Raw genomic sequence first — 18,957 nt, 5'->3', positions numbered from 1 at the left:
CTCGCGACCGCGCAGGAAAAAGGGCGCCGCGTGCGATGCGGCGCCCTTCTGCGGCTTGATCGTTATGCCGCGCTCAGTAGCCCGGCGGGCACGGTGCGGGCTGGCCGTTGGGATAGACGCAGCGCACCGTCGACGTGTTCTGGGCCGGTGGGCCGGAATTGGCGGCAATCGCCCCGCCCGCAGCGGCGCCAACGAGCGTGGCCACGGCGCGGCCGGTGTTGTTCTCCTTGTTGGCATCCGCCGCGGCAAGGCCTGCAGCGCCCCCCACCAGCGCGCCCGTGGCGTAACGCTGATCCGAGGACATGTTCGCGCACCCCGCGAGGAACGCGGCGCCAAGCGCCAATGCGGCAATCGATGATCTCTTCATGATGGACCTTCCTTTTGTCCGTTAGAATTTTCTCATCCGGTATATCGCCTAACGCATGAAAGGCGATTTCGATTGATTGTTATCAGATAACCGAGCCGTTCGGGGCAGAACCGGCGGGATATCGCCGTTTCTGTCGCGCCACCTCGGCGGAATGAAGCGCAAGCGCGCAGGTCCTGCAAAGCGCGGGACATGCCGTCTGGGCGGCGCGTCAGGGCGCGGTCGCAGCCCGGTCAGAGCGGCGGGATATCCCCTTCGGCGCGCTGCGCGTGAAAGGCCGATTCGAAGGCGTCGAAGGCATCGGCGGCGATGGCGTCGCGCATGGCCTGCATCAGCTCTTGGTAGTAATGCAGGTTGTGCCAGGTCAGCAGCATGCCCGAGATCATCTCGCCCGCGCGGTACACATGATGCAGGTAGGCGCGACTGTAATGGCGGCAGGCCGGGCAGCTGCACGCCTCGTCGAGGGGCCGGGAGTCGTCCATGTGCCGGGCATTCTTGATGTTGACTTGGCCCCGCCGGGTCCAGGCCTGCCCGGTGCGGCCCGAGCGGGAGGGCAGCACGCAATCCATCATGTCGACACCGCGTTTGACGGCGCCGACGATATCGTCGGGCTTGCCCACCCCCATCAGGTAGCGCGGACGGTCCTCGGGCAGAAAGCCGGGCGCGTAATCGAGGCAATCGAACATCGCCTCCTGCCCCTCGCCCACCGCGAGCCCGCCGATGGCATAACCTTCGAAGCCGATCTCCGTGAGGGCGCGGGCGCTTTCCTCGCGCAGGTCCTTCTCGAGCCCGCCCTGCATGATGCCGAACAGGGCGTGACCGGGCCGGTCGCCGAAGGCGTCGCGCGACCGCGCGGCCCAGCGCATCGAAAGCTGCATGCTCTCGGCGATCCGGTCGCGCGACGCGGGCAATGCGGGGCATTCGTCGAAGGCCATCACGATGTCGGAGCCCAGCAGCCGCTGGATCTCCATCGAGCGTTCGGGCGTCAACTCGTGCTTGGAGCCGTCGATATGGCTCTTGAAGGTGACGCCCTTCTCGGTGAGCTTCCTGAGCCCCGCGAGGCTCATCACCTGGAAGCCGCCCGAATCGGTCAGGATGGGCTTCGACCAGTTCATGAACCGGTGAAGCCCGCCCAGCCGGTCGATGCGTTCCGCCGTCGGGCGCAGCATCAGGTGGTAGGTGTTGCCGAGCAGGATGTCGGCGCCGGTGGCCGCGACGCTTTCGGGCAGCATCGCCTTCACGGTCGCGGCGGTGCCCACGGGCATGAAGGCGGGGGTCCGGATGGCGCCGCGCGCGGTGTCGATCCGGCCCAGCCGTGCGCCGCCCGACCGGGCCTCGAGGGTGAAGGAGAAAGGTGTCATGGCGCGTTCCATGCCCCGGAACGGACCTCCCCCGCAAGCCCGGCCGGCCCGCCTCCCCCCGGACCTGTCGGGCCACCCCGCGGCGCCGACGCGCCCGCCCCGCCCGACCGGAGCCCACCGCAACGCCCCATCCCCGCGCAGTGCCCCGATCCCGCCCGCGCACGCCGGTCGCCCCCTCACGATCGGACCGAAAATACCTCCGGAGGTCTGGAGGCAGCGCCTCCAGCGGATCGGCGCGGGCCCGCCCCGCGCCGATCCGACATCACGTGCCCGGCCGGAACCCACCGCAACGCCCCATCCCCGCGCCGCGCCCCGATTCCGCCCGCGCGCCCCTGTCGCCCCCTCACTATCGGACCGAAAATACCTCCGGAGGTCTGGAGGCAGCGCCTCCAGCGGATCGGCGCGGGTCTGCCCCGCGCCGATCCGACATCAAGTGCCCGGCCGGAGCCCATGGCCACTGGCCGCCGCCGACACCGGCTGTTAGGTCTCCGCGCAAATCCGACAGGAGCCGTTGCCCATGACCGAAGAGACCGATCCCGCCACCGACCTCATCCGTTTCGGATGGGAGGAATGGGTCTCGCTGCCCGATCTCGGCCTGCCCGCGCTGCGCGCCAAGGTCGATACCGGCGCGCGGACCTCCGCGCTGCACGCCTCGGATATCGAGACCTTCGGCCCGGCCGGGAAACCCAAGGTGCGCTTCACCGTGCACCCGGTGCCCGAACGGCAGGACCTCGTCATTCCCTGCTCGGCCGAGATCGTCGACCGCCGCGTCGTCACCTCCTCCAACGGCGAGGGCGAAAGCCGCTACGTGATCGGCACCACGATCAACGTGGGCGGCGAGGCCTGGCCCATCGAGATGACGCTCACCAACCGGTCCGGCATGGCGAGCCGGATGCTCCTCGGCCGCGAGGCGCTGAAGGATCACATCGCCATCGTCGCGACCGACCGCTTCCTGCAGCCCGAGCTCAGCTACGACATCTATGCCTCCACCAAGGTCCGCTCCGCCGCGCCGAAACGCGCGCTGCGGATCGCGGTCCTGAGCCGCGAGAACAATTACTCCACCCGCCGGCTGGTCGAGGAAGGCGAGGCGCGCGGCCACACGGTCGAGGTGATCGACACCACGCGGTGCTACATGGCGATCAACGCCATGGCCCCGGAAGTGCATTACGACGGCAAGCGCCTGCCGCGCTACGACGCGGTGATCCCGCGCATCGGCGCCTCGGTCACCGCCTATGGCACCGCCGTCATCCGCCAGTTCGAGACCATCGGCACCTTCTGCGTGAACGGCTCCGAAGGCATCACCGCCTCGCGCGACAAGCTCTATGCGCACCAGCTTATGGCGCGCCACAAGATCGGCATGCCCAACACCGCCTTCGCGGCAAGCCCCAAGGACACCGACAGCCTGATGCGGCTCGTGGGGACGGCGCCGCTGATCGTGAAACTGCTCGAATCGACGCAAGGCAAGGGCGTGGTGCTGGCCGAGACCAAGAAGGCCGCCTCCTCGGTGATCGACGCCTTCCGGGGGTTGCGCGCCAATTTCCTCGTGCAGGATTTCGTCAAGGAAGCCGCGGGAGAGGACATCCGCTGCCTCGTGGTGGGCGGCAAGGTCGTGGCCTCGATGAAGCGCACCGGGGCCGAGGGCGACTTCCGCTCGAACCTGCATCGCGGCGGGTCGGCCACGGTGGTGCGCATCTCGAAGGAGGAACGCGAGACGGCGCTGCGCGCGGCCAAGGCCTTTAGGCTGAACCTCGCGGGCGTCGATCTTCTGCGTTCCGAGGCGGGACCGAAGGTGCTGGAGGTCAATTCCTCCCCCGGGCTCGAGGGGATCGAGGCGGCGACCAGCAAGAACATCGCGGGACGGCTTTACGATCATATCGAGGAGCGGGTCCGCCCCACCCCGGTGCGCAAGCGCAAGCTTCTGGGCTGACGGGCGCAAGCGCCGCGGGCCGGGGTTGCTTAGGGCATGACCCACACCGTCCCGGCGCGCGGAAAACCTTTCGCATGCGAAAGGTTTTACCAATCTTTACAATGCTTTGCGCAAGAGCCCGGTGGAGTCACCCCACCGGGATAGAGCTGTCCTTGGAAAAGAAGGCCGGACGGAAGATCCGGTTGGTGATCGCCCCGATCCCGGTCAGCACCAGCGCGAGGACGAAGATCCAGCCGAAGAAAGGAATGAGGCCCAGAAGCCCCGCCGCGAGCGCGCCCACCGCCCCCGCCAGCGCCCGCGCGCCGATGCTGCCGGGCTCGTCGCGCCCGAAGGCCAGCAGAAGGCCCACGCCGAAGGAATAGGCGGCGACCACGTAGCCCGCAAATCCCGCGGCAAGGGCCACGGCCACGATCGCGGGCAGCAGCAGCAGACCGATCAGGGTCATCGCGAGGATGATGCCCGACCCGATCAGCGCCGATTGCACGAGGAAGCCGGACCAGAGCGTGAAGAAGGGCCGTGCCAGCACCTGGCGGCGCATCTCGGCCAGGCGCTTCGGCACCAGCGCTGCGATGAGTGCCGCGATCGCCGTGATGACCAGAACCCCCATCAGGAAGGACAGGATCACCTCGCCCCAGCTCGGCGCCTCGATGCCTTCCCATTCCGCGATGTCGCGCCGCTCGATCCGCTCCACCGGGATGCCTTCGGGCACCGCGATGCTGCCCGGGCGCTCCTCGTAGAGCACGAGCTGGCCGTCAATGCGTGCGTCGGGCCCCCATTCCACCCGTTCTCCGGTCAGGCGGACATCGCCCGCGACGACGCCCTCGATGCGGATATCCTCGCCCGCGATCATCGCGTAGCCGGCGATATCGCCCAGAAGCGTCACCTCGGAGCCCATGACGCGCAGATCGCCGCCGAGCGCGCGCACGCTCACCGCCCGCCCGGCCAGCGTCGCATCGCCGGTCACCGTGCCCTCGAGGGTCACGCTGTCGCCGGCCGCAAAGACATCGCCGCCGACATCGCCCGCGACGCGCACCTCGCGGCCCGCGAGATAGGCCGATCCGGCAATCGCGCCGCGCGCGGCGACGGTTTCCCCGGCCATGAAGAGATCGTCCGCGTCCGAGCCGTCGTAAACGACATCCCGTCCCGCGCGGAACACGTCGCCGCCGAAATCGAGCAGGGCCTCGGTGTCTTGCGCCAGCGCTGGCAGCGCGGGCAGCGCGAGGAATATGGTGAAAAGGCATGTGAAAATGCGCGGCATGGCGGCCTCCTGAATCAAAACGGGATCAGGGTACGCTGTCCGCAGCGCGCGGTGATTGCGGCAGATCATGGAAGACGCGGTTTTCCTCGAGCCCGGGCGCGGCGCCCGGCGGCGAAGCGCCGGTCAGACGAAGCGCGTCAGCACGTAGGCCATGGCGGCGATCTGCGCGAGCCCCAAGCCCACCGAGAGCCCGTGCAGGCGCCCGAAGCGGCGCTTGTCACCGGCATCCGTGGCGGCGTTGATCGCGGGCATGAGCATCTGCCGCGCGGGGATCGTGCTGAGCGAGATGGCCGCGAGGATGCCCGCGGACAGCATGTCGAAGGGCAGAGCGAGCGCGGCGGCGAGGGCCGCGACACCGATCACCAGCGTGTAGAAATGCGGGAAAGCGGCGCGCAGAAGGCGGCGGGCCTCTCTCTCTTCGGTGTGTTTCAGCAGGAAGACCGCGAAACCGAAGGAATAGAGCACCGATCCGCCGAACAGGAGCGCGGTGACGAGAAGTGCGAGGGTCGTCATGCCGGCTTCTCCGCGATGCCCATGTATTGCACGGTTTTCAGGGGCAGCGGCCCGAAGGTCAGATCGCCGCGCCGGGTGATGCCGCGCGGTCCGAGCCCGGTCATGTCGACGTCGTCGAGGCCCGCCGCCTTCATGCCCGCCCGCAGTTCGGCGGGGGTGATGAACATCTCCGGATCATGGGTGCCCTTGGGCAGGATGCGCACCACGTCCTCGGCCATGATGATCGCCATCAGCCGCGCGATCGGGTTGCGGTTGATCGTGTCGTAAAGGAAGTGCCCGCCGGGCCGGAGCACGCGGGTCACCTCCTCCAGCGTCTTCTGCAGGTCGGCCACGTGTTCCAGCACGTCGACACAGACCACCGCGTCGAAGCTTGCGTCGTCATAGGGCAGCGCCTCGCCCACGCCGGTGTCGTAGCGGATGGACAGCCCCTCGGCCTCGGCGTGTCGGATCGCAGCGGCGATGGCGTCGCGGGCGGGGTCGATGCCCGTCACCTCGGCGCCGCGCCGGGCCAGCGCCTCGGCCATGAAGCCGCCCGCGCAGCCCAGATCGAGGACTGTCTTGCCGGTCCAGTCCACGTGGCGGTCGAAATAGCGCAGGCGCCCGGGCACGAGGTTTTTCAGGGTGCGGACCCAGCGGATCTCGTCCGACCACCACTTGTCGGCGACATCGTCGTAGATCCTCAGGTTGTTGCGGTGCGTCTCAGCCATCGTCGCCTCTTTTCGGGAACATGTAGCCCGTTCGGTCGCGCCATTCGGTGAAGCGGGCGCCGTGGCGCTTTGCGTAGCGCTTTTCCTTGAGCTTGCGGGGGGCGAGGACGCAATAGGCGGTCAGGCCCAGCGCCAGCGCCAGTTGATCGGGCGTCCATGTGGGCACCGTCCAGAGCGTCAGCGCGAAGCCCAGATAGATGGGCTGGCGGATATGGCGGAAGATGCCGTGGGTCGGCATGTCGGGATAGCGCGGCCGGATCTTCTGCAGGAGCGACATCCAGCCCAGCGCGCCCGATTGCAGCTCCGCCCCGGCATCGAGATTGGATTTCATCAGGAAGCCCCAGGCCGCGAGGTTGAGCGCGGTCATCGCCCAGAGCGCCCAGCCCTCCGCCTGCCACCAGACGATGCCCGAGGGCGTCCAGAGCGCGAAGAGCGCCAGAAGCTGCAGCGAGGCGAAGATCGTGTAGGAGGTCGAGGCCAGCACCGATCCGTAGGGTTCGGGGAAAAGCCGCGCGGGCAGCTTCGCGCCCGGCCCGTTCAGCAGGAGCGAATGCAGGACCGGGAATTGCGCCAGAAGCAGCAGGTTCGCGAGCCCCGCCCAGGGCCAGGGCAGCGTGCCGAGCCCGGTCGTCATGCCATTGTAGAGCGTCCAGAACATCCAGATCACCGCGACCGCGAAGATCAGGTGACACACGAGCCCGTAGACAAGGGCGAAGGCGATCCGGCCCGCCCCGGCAGGCGCGTCGAAATTGCCCAGGACCAGCTTGATGAGCCTGGCGATGGGATGTTCCGTGCGGTGCTCAGGGAGGTGCTCGGGGGGGCGGGACGTGTCTGTCATGGCGCACGAGATATGGCCCTGCCCCGGCGCGTCCAGCCGCGCGGCAGGGTCATTTCGTCTCAGTAAAGCGCCACCTCGCGGATATCGAGTGCGGCGGTGTAATCGGCGCCGTAGGCCACGATGCCGAGCGCGGTCAGCGTCTCGGGCGCGGGGGTGGCCGAAAGCGGGCGGCCCTGCGCGGAGAAACTCGCGAACGGGAGGCGCACCTCGCCCCAGTCCGGCCCCGCGACGAAGCCCGCGCGGTAATGCTGCCAAGGCAGGTACATCGCCTCGGTGCGCAGGTGCACGAAGTAGCGTTCGCCGTTGCCGCGCACGACGAGACGCACGCCCTCGGCCCCGGGCGGCACGTCCGACAGGGCCCGGCGCATCTGGATGAAGCCGCCGTTATTGGCGGTCGACACTTCGCCCGACAGGCGCGCGATGCGGCGCCCGCCCTCGGAGAGGAAGGTTACCTGCCCCGAGGAAACGCCGCCCATCACGCCATCGGTGAAGAAGCGCCAGCGGGTTTCGGGGCGGTCGTCAAAACTGTCCTGCATCAAGGGGCCTGCGGTTGCCGGAGCGGCGGCAAGAAGGGCAGCGGCGGCTCCGCCGAAAAGGGCATTGCGTCGGTTCATGCCCGCAAGGTAGCGCGACATCACGGTGCGGCCAAGAACGGCACGCGCCCTTTACCCGCTCGGGGCTATTCCTTATATCAATTGTCGGAATTGATGCGAAGGGACGCTCCATGAACGATCAGAGCCCGCAACTCGAAGGCGCACCGCTGATCCAGCCGTCGAGCACGGACCACCCGCTCTACGACCGGATCGTCGAGGCCTGTCGCGGTGTCTACGACCCGGAAATCCCTGTGAATATCTACGATCTGGGCCTTGTCTACACGATCGACATCTCGCCCGAGAACGAAGTCAGGATCATCATGACGCTGACCGCGCCGGGCTGCCCGGTGGCCGGCGAGATGCCGGGCTGGCTGGCCGATGCGGTCGAGCCGGTGGAGGGCGTGAAGCAGGTCGACGTGGAAATCACCTGGGATCCGCCCTGGGGCATGGACATGATGTCGGACGAGGCGCGGCTCGAACTGGGGTTCATGTAAGCGCGGCGGCACCGGGCCCGCAGGACGGCTTCCTGCGGGCCGCAAAGGCGGTTACGGAACCGTCACAAGACCATCACCTGCCCGTTACGGAAGCGGTTCAAGCGGAAGACATCTGTCACGCTATTGAGGGTCTTCCATGACACGATCTTTTCTTCTCGGCGGCGCGCTGACCGCGCTTGCCGCTCCGGCCTTTTCCGCCGGGCATGAAAACGCCGCCGATACCGGGCTCAGCTACGGTCAGCGTCCGGCCTTCCTGATCTCGAAGATGGCCGACGGCCCGCTCAAGGACGAGCTGGCGGCCTGCATGGGCCAGACGCCCGCGCGGACGGCGTTTTCCATCGGCCATCGCGGTGCGCCGCTGATGTATCCCGAACACACGGTGGAATCGAACCGGGCCGCGGCGCTGCAGGGGGCTGGCATCCTCGAATGCGACGTGACCTTCACCGCCGACAAGGAGCTGGTCTGCCGCCACGCGCAGAACGACCTGCACACGACGACGAATATCGTCGCGACCGATCTTGGCGCGAAATGCACCCAGCCCTTCAGCCCGGCCGAGGGGGATAGCGACGCCCGGGCGGAATGCCGCACCTCCGATCTCACGCTTGCGGAATTCCGCAGGCTCGCGCCGACCATGGATGCGGCCAACGCTGCCGCCACCACCCCCGAGGATTATATCGGCGGCGTCGCCCCGTGGCGGACCACGCTCTACGAGGACGACGCGACGCTGATGACCCATGCGGAGTCCATCGCGCTGTTCGACAGCCTCGGGGCCGACTTCACCCCGGAGCTGAAAGGCGCCTCGGTGGACATGCCCTTCGACGGGTTCAGCCAGGCGGATTATGCCCAGAAGCTGATCGACGAATACAAGGCCGCCGGGATCGACCCGAGCCGCGTCTGGGCGCAGAGCTTCAACCTCGACGACGTTCTCTACTGGATCGAGAACGAGCCCGAATTCGGCGCGCAGGCGGTCTATCTCGATGACCGTTACGAGGCCGAGGACGCGGATGAAGGCCTGATCGACCCGATGGATGCCGCGACCTTCAAGCCGACCATGGCCGAGTTGAAGGCGATGGGTGTGAACTACATCGCGCCGCCGCTCTGGATGCTTGTCACGTTGGACGAGAGCGGCGAGATCGTGCCCTCGGTCTATGCCGAGGAGGCAGCGGCGGCAGAGCTCGGGATCATCACATGGACGCTGGAACGCTCCGGCCCGCTCGGCGGCGGCGGCGGCTGGTACTTCCAGTCCGTGACCGATGCCATCGACAGAGACGGCGATTACTACGAGGTGCTGGACGTGCTGGCGCAGGATGTGGGCGTCGTCGGCGTCTTCTCGGACTGGCCCGCGACGGTCACCTATTACGCCAATTGCAAAGGCCTTTGATCCGGTCCACCGTCGCCGCCGGTGCGCGGTGACGGAGGCCTGGGATGACGAGCGAGAAAGAGAAGATGATCGCTGGGGACCCCTACGACCCCAGCGATCCGGAGCTGGTCCGGGACCGAAAGCGCGCGCAGCGCCTGATGCGGGACTACAACCAGACCGTCTACGGCGATGAGGGGCGCGGCGCGATCCTGGCCGGGCTCTTGGGCCATGTCGGCGAGAAATGCGCGATCCGCGCGCCGCTCTACGTCGATTACGGTTACAACATCGCGCTGGGGTCGGGAATTTTCATGAATTATTCCTGCTACCTGCTGGATTGCGCCCCGATCGTGATCGGCGATGGCTGCGATATCGGCCCCTTCGTGCAGCTTCTGACCGCCGATCACCCGCGCGATGTCGCGAGCCGCAAGGCCGGCCTCGAAAGCGCCTATCCCATCGTCATCGGCCGCGATGTCTGGCTGGGCGCGGGGGCCATCATCCTGCCCGGCGTCACGGTGGGCGACGCGGCCATCGTCGGCGCGGGATCGGTGGTGACGCGCGACGTGCCCCCCGGTGCCACGGTGATGGGCAATCCCGCACGGATCCGCGACGCATAGCGGCCGACCCATTGGAATTGCTGCGCGCTTCGCTTATGTTTCCACAACATCCAAGGAGGCACCCTCATGTTCGGCATCCCGGGACAAGCGCCGCTGACAATGACCCCGGCGGCGGTCCGGCAGATCACCAAGCTCATGGCGCGCGACGGCCGTCACGGCCTGAAGATCGGCGTCAAGAAGGGCGGCTGCGCGGGCATGGAATACACCATGGATTACGTCGACGCCGCCGATCCCCATGACGAGGTGGTCGAACAGGACGGCGCGCGGGTGATGATCGCGCCCATGGCTCAGATGTTCCTCTTCGGCACCGAGATCGATTACGAGACCTCGCTGCTGGAATCGGGCTTCAAGTTCCGCAATCCGAACGTGGTCGATGCCTGCGGATGCGGCGAGTCGATCAAGTTCAAGGATGTGGACGAGCTGCAGGCCGAGCGCGAAAGCCAAGGCTGACGCATCGCTCCGGCCCCGGGTGCTTGACCTCAGGGCATGCTCCGCGATGATGCGGGCGACCCCAAATCCGGAGAAGCACCGATGACGCGCAAGATCGCCGCAGGCAATTGGAAGATGAACGGCACGGGCGCGAGCCTCGCCGAGCTTGAGACGCTGGCCGCGCGGACGCCCGGCACCGCCGAGATGGTGATCTGCCCCCCTGCCACCCTCATCAGCCGGGCCGTCGACAAGGCCGGCCCCGTCGCCATCGGCGGGCAGGATTGCCACGCGGCGGCCTCGGGGGCGCATACCGGCGACGTGTCGGCGGAGATGCTGCGCGACGCGGGCGCGACCTATGTTATCACCGGCCATTCCGAACGCCGCGCCGATCACGGCGAAAGCGATGCCGACGTGGCGGCCAAGACCAGAGCGGGCTGGGAGGCGGGGCTCACCGTGATCCTCTGTGTCGGCGAAAGCCTCGCGGAGCGCGAGGCGGGCCGGACGCTGGACGTGGTGGGCGCGCAGCTTGCGGGCTCGGTGCCCGACGGTGCGACCGCCGAGACCCTCGTCATCGCCTATGAACCGATCTGGGCGATCGGCACCGGCAAGGTGCCGAGCCTCGAGGAGATCGGCGAGGTGCATGCCTTCATGCGCAAGACCCTGTCGGAGCGGTTCGCGACCGGCAGCGACATGGCGCTTCTCTACGGCGGCAGCGTGAAGCCCGGCAATGCCGCCGAGATCTTCGGCGTGGCGGATGTGGATGGCGCGCTCGTCGGGGGGGCCTCGCTCAAGGCCAGCGATTTCGGCGGGATCATCGACGCGCTCGACGCTTCCGTGTGAGGCGCCGAGGGGTCGAGGTGGCCGCAGGCCCCGCGGGCCTGCCCGCGGCTTGACCTCGAGGCCCCGGCACCGCGCCGCCCCTGCGATCGGGCGTCTTGCGAGGCGGACCTGCCGTTCGGGCGCCTTCCCGGCAAACATCCCCGACCGACAGTAAAAGGGCGGCGCTCCGATCCGAAGCGCCGCCCGTCACTCGTACTCACCCGATGCGGCCCGCAAGGGCCAAAGAGGTGCGCCCGGTCAGTAGGTGATGATCTCGGGTCCCATCAGCAGCGTCGGCAGCCAGGTCGACAGGATCGGGATGTAGGTCACCATGATCAGGAACACGAAGAGCACCCCGAGGAAGGGCAGCGCCGCGCGCACGACCCGCGTCATCGACATGCCCGCGACGCCCGAGGTCACAAAGAGGTTCAGACCCACGGGCGGCGTGATCATCCCGATCTCCATGTTCACCACCATGATGATCCCCAGATGAATGGGGTCGATGCCGAGCTGGATGGCGATCGGGAAGACCAGCGGGGCCACGATCACCAGAAGGCCCGAGGGCTCCATGAACTGCCCGCCGATCAGCAGGATCACGTTCACGATCACGAGGAACATGATCGGCCCGAAGCCCGCATCGAGCATCACCCGGGCGATATGCTGGGGGATCTGCTCGTCGGTCAGCACGTGCTTCAGGATCAGCGCGTTGGCGATGATGAACATCAGCGTGATGGTCAGCTTGCCGGCCTCGAAGAGGGTGTTCTTGGTGTCGCGGTGGAAGAACACGCTCAGGAGCGCGATGGGCTTGTGCAGCAGCGTCTTGTTGGGCTGGCCCTCGCCGGTGGCGAGCGGGCCCATGTCGGCATAGACGAAATTGGCGATCAGGAAGGCGTAGATCGCCGCCACCGCCGCAGCCTCGGTGGGCGTGAAGATGCCGCCATAGATGCCGCCCAGGATGATGACGATGAGAAAGAGACCCCAGGAAGCGTCGCGGCCCGCCGCGAAGACCTCGGTCCAGCCCTGCCAGTCGCCCTTGGGCAGATCCTTCACCTTGGCGATGATGTAGATCGTCAGCATCAGCATGGTGCCGGCCATAAGGCCCGGAATGACGCCCGCGAGGAACATCCGGCCCACCGACACGTCCGTGGCGGAGGCATAGACCACCATCACGATGGAGGGCGGGATGAGGATGCCGAGCGTGCCCGCATTGGCGATGACGCCCGCGGCGAAGTCCTTGGAATAGCCTACCTGCCGCATGCCCGCGATCACGATGGAGCCGATGGCGACGACCGTGGCCGGGGACGAGCCGGAAAGCGCCGCGAAGAGCATGCAGGCGAAGACGCCCGCAATGGCGAGCCCGCCCGGGAAGTGCCCGACGATGGCGATGGAGAAGCGGATGATCCGCCGCGCCACGCCGCCCGTCGACATGAAGCTCGAGGCCAGGATGAAGAACGGAATGGCCAGCAGGGTGTAATGCCCCGCCATCGCCTGAAAGAAGCTCTGCGCGATGGAGGCGAGCGAGGTGTCGGACAGGACCAGCAGGAAGATGGTCGAGGCCATGCCGAGGCTGACCGCGATCGGCACGCCGATCAGCATCAGCCCGATGACGAGGGCAAAGAGAATGGCGACTTCCATGATCTCAGTCCCCCTTGTTCATGTGGGCGACGTCGTCGACGGCGTCCTCGGCTTCGTGGCTGACGATCAGGCTGTCGCTTTCGCCGGTCCAGATGCGCCATCCGGCCTCGATGAAGCGAAAGAGCAGCAGCGCGATGCCGATGGGCAGGATGGCGTAGGGGATGAAGCGCGGCATCTTCTCGTAGGTCTCGCCTTCGTTCATCAAGGGCTCCAGAAAGCGCAGGAATTCGGGCATCGGCACTTCGAGCACCTCGTACCAGCTGCGATAGGAGGTGCGAGTCATCTCCTCGAAGCCGGTGGGGAACCAGCGGCCCGTGGTCTGCGGCAGGTTGGCGAAATTGGCCCAGTAATCCCAGGCCCCCTTCATCAGCAGCAAGCCGTAGGCGATGCAGACCGCCGCCGAGACCAGCGCCAGCACGCGGCGGACATTGGGCGCGAACATGTTGGTGACCGCGTCGACGCCCAGATGGGCGGTGACCTTCACCGCGTAGGACACCCCGAACAGGACCAGCCAGGCAAAGAGGAAAGACACCGCCTCGAGCCCCCAGGTCAATCCAGTCTGGAAACCATAGCGCAGCACGACATTGACGAAGGTGATGAGGGTCATCAGACCGAGGATCACCGCAATCGCCGTTTCCTCGAGCTCATGCACGAAACGGCCGACGGGCCCTTTCGGCTCGTAATGAGAGGACATGGCTCTCTCCCTGTCCAGGTTTGCGAATGAAGGTTCCGCACGGGCCTGCGCCCGTCCGCAAGATCGGTGCGGACGGGCGCAAACCGTGGCTGTCCCGGCTTACATGCTGGCGTTGATCGCCTGCGCCGCGTCGATGTTCTCCTGGCCGACATCTTCGCGGAACTGATCCCAGACCGGGCTCATCGCGTCGACCCAGGCCTGACGCTGCTCGGGCGTCAGCTCGACGATGGTGGAGCCCGCATCGAGCACCGCCTGGCGGGCATCGGCGTCGACCTGGCCCACCGCGGCGTTCCGCTCGGTGGTCACTTCGCTGAGGATGGTGGAGAGCTGATCGCGCACCGCCGGGTCGAGGCTATCCCACCAATCGGTGGAGGTCACGACCATGTAGTCGATGATGCCGTGGTTGGTCTCGGTGATGCCGTCCTGCACCTCGAAGAACTTCTGGCCGTAGATGTTGGACCAGGTGTTCTCCTGACCGTCGACGACGCCCGTCTGCAGCGCGCCGTAGACCTCGGAGAAGGCCATGGGCTGCGGCGAGACGCCGATCGCTTCCATCTGCGCCTTGATCACCTCGGAGGGCTGGACGCGGAACTTGAGGCCCGCGGCATCGGTGGGCAGGATGAGCGGCTTGTTGGCCGACATCTGCTTCATGCCATTGTGCCAGAATTCGAGGCCCAGCAGACCGCGGCGGGCCATGGATTCCTTCATCGCCTGGCCGGTCTCGGAATTCTGGAACGCGTCCACGGATTCGATGTTCTTGAACATGAAGGGCAGGTCGAAGATGCGAAACACCTTGGTGAACTGCTCGAATTTCGACAGCGAGGGCGCGGCCATCTGCACGTCCCCCTGCAGCATCGCCTCGAGCACCTGGTCGTCGTTGTAAAGCGTGGAGTTCGGATAGACCTCCATGCAGGCCACACCGTTCATCTCGGTATTGACGCGCTCCTGCAGGAGGGTCGCGGCGAGGCCCTTGGGGTGGCGGTCGGAATTGGTGACGTGGCTGAACTTGATGACCATCTCGCCGTCGTCGCACCCGGCCTCATGCTCGGCGGCAAAGGCGGTGGTGGCGGAGACCGCGAGGGCCGCAACGGCGGCGGTGGTCTTCAGGAATGTCTTCATTAGGTCCTCCCAGACGTTTGGATGCAGTCGTGCATCGATCTTGGGCGCGGGGCGATCCCGCCCGGCGCTCGCAGCAGGGAACGCCGTTCGCCGGGTCCTGACAAGATAATTGATTCGCCGCGCTATGGCTGCAGTTTTCCATTTATTTTCATGATGTTGCCCTGCGCCCCCTGAGGGGCGCCCGGGGCCTTGTGCGGAATTCCGCACAAGTTTGGCCGCTCACAGTGCGAAAAGCCGCACAAGGCGCGCACGCCTGCGAATCGTCTGAAGCGGGGCATGATGCGCCCACCCCGCGCCGCGCTACTCGGTCCCGGGCGCGGGATCGGGCATGGGCGCCGGATCGGGCGCGACGATCCCGGTCTGGGGCGCGTTCGGCGCCACGAGCGAGGACTGGGCCGCATTGGCCTGCGCCTCCTCCAGCCGCTCGGCCTCGCCCACGCCGAAATAGAAGCCCAGGATCGTGCCGAGGATCGCCACGAGCGAGGTGAACACCTCCTTCGCGCGGTCGAAGGCATGCGGGCGCGATCCGTCCGAGATGAAGCTCGCGCTCACGATGATGAGCGCCAGCGACATGACCCCCAGCGCGAAGATGAAGGTAATGAGCCCGCGCGCGGTCTCGGTATCGGAGAGCTGGTCGAGAAGCGTCGGTTCGGTCTTCGAGAAGATCCCGAAGGAGATCACGCCAAGCACGATCGCCATCAGCGCGAAGACGCTGGGTCCGAAGGACAAGAGCCCGACGCCCCGGGGCCGGGCACGCGCCTTCTCGAAGGACAGGAAGGCGCGGGCGAGGTCCATCTGGCGGGCCCGGCGGGTCTGGTCGTCGACCCCGGCCAGCGCCTCGATCCGGGCCTGCGCCTGCGGCAGGGTTTCGACATCCTCCCATTCGGCGGGCGCGTTCTGGACCACGGCGCGCAACTCGGTCAGGTCCGCATCGCGGGTGGAGGTGAGCCAGGCGGAAAACGAATGCTTCATCGGGAAATTCCTTGCGTAAAAATCCCGATCTTAGCATGGCGCGCCGTTTCGCGCTATCGCGGCCCGGGCGCGTGCCGGCGGCGCCCCGGCGCGGGCCAGCCCCGCGGCGCCTAGCGGAAGTCCTCGGGCTTCAGGCGGTATTTCGCGAGCTTGTCGTAGAAGGTCTTGCGCGGCAGTTTCAGCGCCTCCGCCGCGCGGCTGGCCTGCCCGCCCGCCCGCGCCAGCGCCTCGCTGAGAAGCGAGCGTTCGACCTGCGCCATGCGGTCGGCAAGACCGAGACCCGGATCGGGCACCTGCGTCGCGTTGCGCAGCCCCAGCGCAAAGCGCATCGCCTCGGACATCAGCGCGCGGGCATTGCCGGGCCAGTCCCGCGCCATCAGATCGGCGATCACGTCCTCGGTAATCTCGGGCGGCTGCAGGCCCGCCTGCTCGGCGGCCTGGGCCACGTAATGGCGAAAGAGCACCGGAATGTCCTCGGGCCTTTCGGCCAGCGTGGGGATCTCCACCCGGCAGACCGCGAGCCGGTAATAGAGATCGGCGGAGAAGGCGCCGCGGCTCACGGCGTCGTCCAGCCGCTCGCTCGTGCCCGCGACCAGCACCGGCCCGCCGGCATCGAGCGCATCGGCGAGCGCCATCTGCAGGTCCGGACCAAGCTGGCCGATCTCGTCCAGAAAAAGCGTGCCCGGAGCCGTCTGCGACCACAGCTCGGCGAAGGCGGCGCGGTCGAGGCTGCGCGCGGCGCGCTTCTCGAAGGGCTGCTTGGCGCGCGGCGAGCAGAGATGCAGCACCTCGGCGATCTTCGGAATGCCGGTCCCCGGCGCGCCGCTGACCAGCGTGGCCGCGCCCGAGCGCGCAGCGATGCGCACCTGGTCGCGCAGCCCCTCCGATTGCCGGGAGCGCCCGAAGATGAGCCGGGCGGCGGGATCGCCCGCGGCAAGTTCGGCCTTCAGGCGGCGGTTCTCGAGGACCAGCGCGCGGGTCTTCAGCGCGCGGCCGATCACCGCGACGAGATCCGAAGGGGCGCAGGGTTTTTCGAGAAAGTCGAAGGCGCCCGCGGCCATCGCGCGCACCGCCATCGGGATGTCCCCCTCACCGGTCAGCAGGATCACCGGCAATTCGGGATCGGCGCGATGGGCATAGTCGAGCAGGTGGAAGCCGTCGCGGCCGGGCATGCGGATATCGGACAGGATCACACCCTCGAAATCCGGGCCGATGCGGTCCTTGGCCTCGACGAAGGAGCCCGCTGTCACGGGCTGGAGCCCTTCCAGATCGAGGGTCTGGGCGAGCGCCTCGCGCACCGCCGCGTCGTCATCCACGAGCAGGACGGCGCGGGTCATGGCCGGGGCTCCCATTGATGCTTTGGTGGGCGCGGCGTGGTCCGCGCGGATTTTTCTGTACGGCGCGGTGCGCGCGCGGGGCCATGCGCCGGGCCGGTTCGGCAGGGCGCAGCGGCACGCATGGGGCCGCCCGGGCGGCGCGCGATGGCACAGGGCGCGCTCATGCGGCCTCCCGCGCGCGGTCGAGCTCGACCGTGAAGATCGCGCCGCCACCGGCCGCATTGGCGCCGCGCAGCTTGCCGCCGAAGCTCTGGATCATGCCGTAGCTGATCGACAGGCCGAGGCCCATGCCCTCGCCCGAGCCCACCGCCTTGGTGGAATAGAACGGATCGAAGATGCGTTCAGGCTCGGCGATGCCGGGACCGGTATCCTGCACCGTCAGGAGCGCATGGCCATGATCGTCGCCGTCGATGCGGATCCGCAGCCGCCGCTCGGGGCTTTCGGCCATCGCGTCGAGCGCGTTGGTGATGAGGTTCAGCACGACCTGGCCCAGCCGCACCTCGCCGCCGATCACCGTGACCGGCGCATTGGGCGGCACCCAGTCGACCGCGACGCCTTCGGAGCGGATCCGCGGCTCCACGAGGTCGAGCGTGGCATCGACGATCCCGGCCAGCCCGACCTCGGTCGCGGGCGCGGCCTCCTGCCGGGCGAAGGCGCGCAGGTTCTGGATGATGCGCCCCATCCGGCCCGCCATCTGGCTGATGCGGCCGAGATTTTCCGCCGCCGCCTCGGGCCGGCCCCGGTCGAGAAAGGCCGCGCCGTTCTCGGCGTAGGAGCGGATCGCCATCAGGGGCTGGTTCAGCTCGTGGCTGATCCCCGCCGACATCTGCCCCAGCGCCGACAGCTTGCCCGCCTGCACCAGCTCCGCCTGGGCGCGGGTCAGGCGCCGCTCGGCCTCCTCGCGTTCGGCGACCTCGCGGCGCAGCGCGGCATTGGTCTCCGACAGCGCACGGGTGCGTTCGGCGACCCGGTCCTCCAGCCGCTGGTTGGCCAGCGCCAGTGTGCGCCGCCGCTCGGTGGCGAGAAACAGCAGCGCGCCGAAGAAGAGGCAGAGCGCGACCGCGACCGCCGCCTGCAGCCCGGCCAGCCGCTTGGCCTCGGTCACGTCGATCAGCGCGTGGCCGGTGAGCCCGATCACCGGCAGCGCATCGGTGAGGTAAAGCGCCTCGGCGGGGATGTAGGGCGACATCTGCTGCCGCCGGATCGTGAGCCCGCCCACCGCGTCCGCGCCCAGCGCGAAGCGGCGCCCGTCGGGGGCCACGAAGCTCGACGCGCCGTCCTGGCGCCAGTAGAGCAGCTCGGAGCGGTTGGTGACGAAGACCCGGCCGTCGGGATCGGTGAAATAGACCGTGGGCAGCGAGCCGCGCCATTCGCGTTCCAGCGCGGCCAGATCGACCGCCACGACGAGCGCGCCCGCCACCGCGCCCGCCGCGCCGAAATGCGGCGCGGCGAAGACGAAGACCCGCTCCCCTTCGAGCGTGCCGAGCCCGGCGCCGAGCGCCCCCTGCCCCGCCCGCATGATCACCGCGGGATCGGTCAGCGCCCGGGGATCGCCGGGGCGGGAGGCGGCCAGCACGCGGCCCTCGGGCGACAGGAAGAAGGCGGCGGCGGTGCCGGTGCGGTCGGTGGCCTCGATCAGCGCGGCATCGGCGGCCTCGCGCGATCCGCCCGCGCGGCGCGCCCAGAGCGCCGGGTGGTCGGACATCAGCACGGCGAATTCCCGGTAGCGCGACAATTGCGTGACCAGCCGGTCGGCGGCGACGGTCAGGTCGGACGCCCCGGCCTGCGACAGGGGCTGCAGCGCCTGCACGTAGCCCGTGCGCCAGACCACGGCGCCAAGGCCCGCCACCGCGGCCAGAAACAGGACGACGAGCCCCGCTCGAAGATCGAAAGAACGCCTCATGTCCCCTTCCTAGCCCGAGG

19 protein-coding genes are annotated in these 18,957 nt (G+C 68.0%); 6 read left to right on the top strand and 13 right to left on the bottom strand.

Annotated features, from left to right (window positions below):
* Nucleotides 1-73 precede the first annotated feature (73 nt).
* Both BW990_RS06385 and tgt read right to left on the bottom strand, forming a co-directional pair.
* The gene (locus BW990_RS06385) at nt 74-367 is read right to left on the bottom strand and encodes a glucose-6-phosphate isomerase (protein WP_143526093.1); all 294 of its coding nucleotides are present in this window, start codon (nt 365-367) and stop codon (nt 74-76) included.
* Between the two features lie 230 nt (nt 368-597).
* Nucleotides 598-1,725, bottom strand: coding sequence for a tRNA guanosine(34) transglycosylase Tgt (tgt, locus tag BW990_RS06380; protein ID WP_076446395.1), 1,128 nt, complete (start codon nt 1,723-1,725; stop codon nt 598-600).
* A gap of 517 nt (nt 1,726-2,242) precedes the next feature.
* Between tgt and rimK the strand changes: the two genes are divergently transcribed.
* On the top strand, nt 2,243-3,652 hold the full coding sequence (gene rimK / locus BW990_RS06375) for a 30S ribosomal protein S6--L-glutamate ligase (RefSeq protein WP_076446112.1): 1,410 nt from the start codon (nt 2,243-2,245) through the stop codon (nt 3,650-3,652).
* A gap of 127 nt (nt 3,653-3,779) precedes the next feature.
* Here rimK and BW990_RS06370 read toward each other — a convergent pair whose 3' ends face one another.
* From BW990_RS06370 to BW990_RS06350, 5 genes are all read right to left on the bottom strand, one after another.
* Nucleotides 3,780-4,910: a hypothetical protein gene (locus BW990_RS06370; protein WP_143526092.1), complete on the bottom strand. Its 1,131-nt coding sequence runs from the start codon at nt 4,908-4,910 to the stop codon at nt 3,780-3,782.
* A 123-nt stretch (nt 4,911-5,033) separates the two neighbouring features.
* The gene (locus BW990_RS06365) at nt 5,034-5,423 is read right to left on the bottom strand and encodes a DUF4149 domain-containing protein (protein WP_076446110.1); all 390 of its coding nucleotides are present in this window, start codon (nt 5,421-5,423) and stop codon (nt 5,034-5,036) included.
* Complete coding sequence (ubiG, locus tag BW990_RS06360) at nt 5,420-6,130, bottom strand: bifunctional 2-polyprenyl-6-hydroxyphenol methylase/3-demethylubiquinol 3-O-methyltransferase UbiG (RefSeq protein WP_076446108.1); 711 nt, start codon at nt 6,128-6,130, stop codon at nt 5,420-5,422. Before ubiG ends, BW990_RS06365 begins: the two co-directional genes overlap by 4 nt.
* Nucleotides 6,123-6,968 carry a methyltransferase family protein gene (locus tag BW990_RS06355; RefSeq protein ID WP_076446106.1) on the bottom strand — a complete coding sequence of 282 codons (846 nt, stop codon included), beginning with the start codon at nt 6,966-6,968 and terminating at the stop codon, nt 6,123-6,125. The genes ubiG and BW990_RS06355 overlap by 8 nt, the downstream gene beginning before the upstream one ends.
* Nucleotides 6,969-7,027: 59 nt before the next feature.
* On the bottom strand, nt 7,028-7,504 hold the full coding sequence (locus tag BW990_RS06350) for a CIA30 family protein (protein ID WP_143526091.1): 477 nt from the start codon (nt 7,502-7,504) through the stop codon (nt 7,028-7,030).
* Between the two features lie 188 nt (nt 7,505-7,692).
* Between BW990_RS06350 and BW990_RS06345 the strand changes: the two genes are divergently transcribed.
* From BW990_RS06345 to tpiA, 5 genes are all read left to right on the top strand, one after another.
* Nucleotides 7,693-8,055, top strand: coding sequence for an SUF system Fe-S cluster assembly protein (locus tag BW990_RS06345; RefSeq protein ID WP_076446104.1), 363 nt, complete (start codon nt 7,693-7,695; stop codon nt 8,053-8,055).
* Nucleotides 8,056-8,191: 136 nt separating this feature from the next.
* Nucleotides 8,192-9,436: a glycerophosphodiester phosphodiesterase family protein gene (locus tag BW990_RS06340; RefSeq protein ID WP_076446102.1), complete on the top strand. Its 1,245-nt coding sequence runs from the start codon at nt 8,192-8,194 to the stop codon at nt 9,434-9,436.
* A gap of 44 nt (nt 9,437-9,480) precedes the next feature.
* Complete coding sequence (locus BW990_RS06335) at nt 9,481-10,029, top strand: sugar O-acetyltransferase (RefSeq protein ID WP_076446100.1); 549 nt, start codon at nt 9,481-9,483, stop codon at nt 10,027-10,029.
* A 66-nt stretch (nt 10,030-10,095) separates the two neighbouring features.
* The gene (locus tag BW990_RS06330; protein ID WP_076446098.1) at nt 10,096-10,479 is read left to right on the top strand and encodes a HesB/IscA family protein; all 384 of its coding nucleotides are present in this window, start codon (nt 10,096-10,098) and stop codon (nt 10,477-10,479) included.
* A gap of 81 nt (nt 10,480-10,560) precedes the next feature.
* The gene (gene tpiA / locus BW990_RS06325; RefSeq protein WP_076446389.1) at nt 10,561-11,298 is read left to right on the top strand and encodes a triose-phosphate isomerase; all 738 of its coding nucleotides are present in this window, start codon (nt 10,561-10,563) and stop codon (nt 11,296-11,298) included.
* Nucleotides 11,299-11,535: 237 nt separating this feature from the next.
* Here the strand turns inward: tpiA and BW990_RS06320 are convergent, their stop codons facing one another.
* The 6 genes from BW990_RS06320 to BW990_RS06295 all read right to left on the bottom strand — a co-directional run bounded on the left by BW990_RS06320 (nt 11,536) and on the right by BW990_RS06295 (nt 18,937).
* On the bottom strand, nt 11,536-12,912 hold the full coding sequence (locus BW990_RS06320) for a TRAP transporter large permease (RefSeq protein WP_076446096.1): 1,377 nt from the start codon (nt 12,910-12,912) through the stop codon (nt 11,536-11,538).
* 4 nt (nt 12,913-12,916) lie between these two features.
* Nucleotides 12,917-13,606 (bottom strand): TRAP transporter small permease, encoded by a 690-nt coding sequence (locus tag BW990_RS06315; protein WP_076446094.1) that lies wholly within the window; start codon nt 13,604-13,606, stop codon nt 12,917-12,919.
* Nucleotides 13,607-13,705: 99 nt separating this feature from the next.
* On the bottom strand, nt 13,706-14,725 hold the full coding sequence (locus tag BW990_RS06310; protein ID WP_076446092.1) for a TRAP transporter substrate-binding protein: 1,020 nt from the start codon (nt 14,723-14,725) through the stop codon (nt 13,706-13,708).
* 300 nt (nt 14,726-15,025) lie between these two features.
* A complete protein-coding gene (locus tag BW990_RS06305; protein ID WP_076446090.1) occupies nt 15,026-15,697 on the bottom strand; it encodes a hypothetical protein in 672 nt (223 codons plus the stop codon).
* A 110-nt stretch (nt 15,698-15,807) separates the two neighbouring features.
* Nucleotides 15,808-17,034, bottom strand: coding sequence for a sigma-54-dependent transcriptional regulator (locus tag BW990_RS06300; protein WP_076446088.1), 1,227 nt, complete (start codon nt 17,032-17,034; stop codon nt 15,808-15,810).
* Nucleotides 17,035-17,194: 160 nt separating this feature from the next.
* The gene (locus BW990_RS06295; RefSeq protein WP_076446086.1) at nt 17,195-18,937 is read right to left on the bottom strand and encodes a sensor histidine kinase; all 1,743 of its coding nucleotides are present in this window, start codon (nt 18,935-18,937) and stop codon (nt 17,195-17,197) included.
* Nucleotides 18,938-18,957: the final 20 nt, after the last annotated feature.

Origin of the sequence: Roseivivax lentus (genome assembly GCF_900156805.1) — a bacterium.
Classification (GTDB): Bacteria; Pseudomonadota; Alphaproteobacteria; order Rhodobacterales; family Rhodobacteraceae; genus Roseivivax; species Roseivivax lentus.
The sequence above is the reverse complement of the archived record's forward strand: the minus strand, read 5'-3'. Positions and strand labels throughout refer to the sequence as shown.

Coding starts and splice junctions, on each gene's coding strand:
- rimK (WP_076446112.1), top strand. CDS start 2,243: ATGACCGAAGAGACCGATCCCGCCACCGACCTCATCCGTTTCGGATGG.
- ubiG (WP_076446108.1), bottom strand. CDS start 6,130: ATGGCTGAGACGCACCGCAACAACCTGAGGATCTACGACGATGTCGCC.
- BW990_RS06350 (WP_143526091.1), bottom strand. CDS start 7,504: ATGCAGGACAGTTTTGACGACCGCCCCGAAACCCGCTGGCGCTTCTTC.
- BW990_RS06315 (WP_076446094.1), bottom strand. CDS start 13,606: ATGTCCTCTCATTACGAGCCGAAAGGGCCCGTCGGCCGTTTCGTGCAT.
- BW990_RS06340 (WP_076446102.1), top strand. CDS start 8,192: ATGACACGATCTTTTCTTCTCGGCGGCGCGCTGACCGCGCTTGCCGCT.
- tgt (WP_076446395.1), bottom strand. CDS start 1,725: ATGACACCTTTCTCCTTCACCCTCGAGGCCCGGTCGGGCGGCGCACGG.
- tpiA (WP_076446389.1), top strand. CDS start 10,561: ATGACGCGCAAGATCGCCGCAGGCAATTGGAAGATGAACGGCACGGGC.
- BW990_RS06300 (WP_076446088.1), bottom strand. CDS start 17,034: ATGACCCGCGCCGTCCTGCTCGTGGATGACGACGCGGCGGTGCGCGAG.
- BW990_RS06295 (WP_076446086.1), bottom strand. CDS start 18,937: ATGAGGCGTTCTTTCGATCTTCGAGCGGGGCTCGTCGTCCTGTTTCTG.
- BW990_RS06365 (WP_076446110.1), bottom strand. CDS start 5,423: ATGACGACCCTCGCACTTCTCGTCACCGCGCTCCTGTTCGGCGGATCG.
- BW990_RS06330 (WP_076446098.1), top strand. CDS start 10,096: ATGTTCGGCATCCCGGGACAAGCGCCGCTGACAATGACCCCGGCGGCG.
- BW990_RS06310 (WP_076446092.1), bottom strand. CDS start 14,725: ATGAAGACATTCCTGAAGACCACCGCCGCCGTTGCGGCCCTCGCGGTC.
- BW990_RS06355 (WP_076446106.1), bottom strand. CDS start 6,968: ATGACAGACACGTCCCGCCCCCCCGAGCACCTCCCTGAGCACCGCACG.
- BW990_RS06385 (WP_143526093.1), bottom strand. CDS start 367: ATGAAGAGATCATCGATTGCCGCATTGGCGCTTGGCGCCGCGTTCCTC.
- BW990_RS06320 (WP_076446096.1), bottom strand. CDS start 12,912: ATGGAAGTCGCCATTCTCTTTGCCCTCGTCATCGGGCTGATGCTGATC.
- BW990_RS06370 (WP_143526092.1), bottom strand. CDS start 4,910: ATGCCGCGCATTTTCACATGCCTTTTCACCATATTCCTCGCGCTGCCC.
- BW990_RS06345 (WP_076446104.1), top strand. CDS start 7,693: ATGAACGATCAGAGCCCGCAACTCGAAGGCGCACCGCTGATCCAGCCG.
- BW990_RS06335 (WP_076446100.1), top strand. CDS start 9,481: ATGACGAGCGAGAAAGAGAAGATGATCGCTGGGGACCCCTACGACCCC.
- BW990_RS06305 (WP_076446090.1), bottom strand. CDS start 15,697: ATGAAGCATTCGTTTTCCGCCTGGCTCACCTCCACCCGCGATGCGGAC.